This window comes from Flavobacterium erciyesense, assembly GCF_018069925.1.
Lineage (GTDB): Bacteria > Bacteroidota > Bacteroidia > Flavobacteriales > Flavobacteriaceae > Flavobacterium > Flavobacterium erciyesense.
Genome location: NZ_JAGPXB010000030.1, coordinates 1 through 3,385 on the forward strand (window position 1 = coordinate 1; position 3,385 = coordinate 3,385).

Annotated in this window: 1 protein-coding gene; it reads left to right on the forward strand. The window is 38.0% G+C overall.

The features are described 5' to 3' along the window. Window positions 1-3,385: beta strand repeat-containing protein (locus tag KBJ98_RS15160; protein WP_394369386.1), on the forward strand; the 3,385-nt coding region annotated here is incomplete at both ends.

A 3,385-nucleotide genomic window follows, 5' to 3' on the forward strand; every position in this document is an offset into this window, starting at 1 on the left:
GCCATCAGGAAGCTACACAGTAGTTTACGAAATCTGTGAAGTAGGAGCAAGTCCAATAAATTGCAAGCAAGCAACCGTTACAGTTTTAGTTACTAATACGTTAGTGGCTAGCAATGATACACCAGCAGCAGTACCAACAGCTGCCACTCCAGTAACAGTTCAAAATGTAACATCGAACGATACTTTGAATGGAGTTGCAGTAACACCAGCTAATACTGATGTTACGCCGGTAACTGCGGGCCCCTTAAGTATTGATACTAATGGAGTATTAACTTTAGCGCCAAACACAGCAAGTGGTACGTATTCTATTACTTACCAACTATGTGAAGTAGGAGCGAATCCAGCGAATTGTGTTACAGCAATTGCTACAGTAGTTGTTGCGAATGTGGTTGATGCGGTAAATAATCCTGCTGTGACTGTTGCTTCTAGTAATGCTGAAATTACGGCACTTAATGCCTTAGGTAATGATATCTTTAATGGCATTGCTGCTACGACGAACAATACTAATGTTACTGCGTTAACTGCAGGTCCGTTAAGTATAAATGTTGATGGAATTGTAAGTGTTGCAGCTAATACTCCAAGTGGTACTTATACTATTACTTATCAATTATGTGAAGCTGATCCTATAACTGGATTAGATGTTTCTCCGTCTAATTGTGATACTGCTACTGCAACTGTTGTGGTGAGTAATTTAATTGATGCAGTAAATGATCCATCTGTTACCGTTACTTCAAGTAATACAATAGTAACAGCTTTAAATGTACTAGATAATGATACGGTTAATAGTGTACCAGCTACTGTAAATAATTCTAACGTAACACCTATTACGACAGGTCCACTTAGTGTTGATATCAATGGATTAGTAACTGTGGCTGCTAATACGGCAAGCGGAACATATAGTATAACTTATCAATTGTGTGAAGCTAATCCTGTAACTGGCTTGAATTTAATTCCAGCAAATTGTGACAATGCTACAGCAACCGTAGTTGTTGCAAATGAAATTGTAGCTGTAAATGATGGACCAACAACGGTGGCCTCTGACAATGTTGCTACAGTAGTTCAAAATGTAACAAGTAACGACACCCTTAATGGTGTAATTGTTACAGGCACTAATACTAACGTGACACCTATTACAACGGGCCCTTTAAGTATTGATGTTAATGGAGTATTAACTCTAGCGCCAAACACCGCAAGTGGTACATATACAATTACTTACCAATTGTGTGAAGAAGGTGCGAGTCCAGCTAATTGCGCAACAGCTATAGCTACAGTTATTGTTTCAAATCCTTTGATTGCAGTTAATGATGGTCCAATTACGGTTGCGACAGCTGAAGTACCAAAAGTTGTAATAAATGTTACTACAAATGATACCTTATACGGAGAATTAGTAACAGATACAAATACAAATGTAACTCCTTCAACAGTTGGCCCTTTAAGTATTGCAAGTAATGGTGAAGTGACCCTAGCGCCAAATACAGCTTCAGGGACTTATGTTTTAACGTATGAAATTTGCGAGGTTGGAGCGGTTCCTGGTAATTGCAAAACAGCTACAGCAACAGTTGAAGTATTAAATGTTATTGTAGCAAATGCTGACGTAACAGGTGGTTTGGCAGGAGCTACGACAGGTTCTGTTCTAGGTAACGACACATTTAGTGGAATACCACCGATTAAACCTGGTGATGTAATTTTGACAACTACAATTGCAAATCCGGCATTGACATTAAATCCAGATGGGACAATTACGATCGCAGTAGGAACTCCAGCAGGACCTCAAACTCTTGAGTATCAAATTTGTGAAATCGGTTCAACACCTCCAAATTGTAGTACAGCATCAGTAACTGTAAATGTTCAGCAAGCTGCCGTAGATGCTATTGTGGATGATTATACTGCAACTCCTTTTACAGGAGGAAATGGTGGTGTTACTGCTTCAGTTTTGAATAATGATACTCTTAATGGTGTTATATTAAATCCAGCAGCTGTAATTCTTACTCTAAGTGGAATCGCACCAACTGGTTTTGTTCTCAATAATGATGGAACAATCACAGTGCCTGCAGGACAAGTAACAGGAACATATAACCTATTTTATCAAATATGTGAAGCAATAAATCCAAGTAATTGTGATATTGCAAATGCTAAGATTCGTATCAGTAATGAAATAATAGCGAGTAATGATGCCTTCCCAACTCAAGTTCCAAGTACAACAGTTGCTACGACGGTTGGAAATGTACTTGGCAATAATGGAAATAGTGCGGATAACTTAAATGGAACAGCTGTAACAATAGCAAATACTGATGTAACGCCAATAACTACTGGGCCTTTAAGTATTGATGCAAATGGTAATTTGACATTAGCGCCAAATACTGTTTCAGGGACGTATACGATAATCTATCAATTGTGTGAAACAGGTGCAGATCCTATTAATTGCACAACAGCAACTGCCACAGTAGTGGTGTTAAATCCTATTGAAGCAATTGATGATACTCCTGCGGTTGTTAACACAAGTGTAAATTCAAAAGTGATTTTAGATGTTACGGCAAATGATACATTAAACGGAGTTACAGTCACTCCTGCGAATTCTAACGTTACTCCTGTAACACAAGGTCCATTGAGTATAAATGCAAACGGAATAGTTACTTTAGCAGGAAACACACCAAGCGGTACATATACAATTGTTTATCAGATTTGCGAAGTAAATCCTTCTAACGGATTAGAAGTAAATCCAAGTAATTGTGATACAGCAACAGCAACAGTTCTGGTGTTAAATCCTGTTGATGCAGTAAACGATCCATCAGTAACTATTGCTTCGAATAATAATGTAGCAGTGGCTTTAAATGCTCTAACAAACGATACTTTTAATGGTGTCGCTGCAACTACATCAAATACTAATGTTACCGCATTAACAACAGGTCCATTAAGTATTGATGCTAATGGAATCGTAAGTGTTGCTGCTAATACACCAAGTGGTACTTACGAAATTACATACCAATTATGCGAAGCAGATCTAACAACTGGAGCAAATGTTAGTCCAGCTAATTGTGATACAGCAACCGCAACCGTTGTTGTTGTAAATGTTATTGATGCGGTTAATGATCCAGCTGTAACAATTGCTTCTAGTAATAATGTTGTAGTAGCTTTAAATGCTTTAGCAAACGATACTTTGAATGGCGTTGCAGTAACGACGGCAAATACTAATGTTACTGCTTCAACAAGTGGCCCATTGAGTATTGATGTTGACGGAAATGTATCAGTAGCACCAAACACAGTAAGTGGAACATATACCATTGTTTATCAATTATGCGAAGCAAATCCTATCACAGGATTAAATGTTATTCCAGCGAATTGTACAACTGCAACAGTTACGATAGTAATAGCTAATCCAATTGTA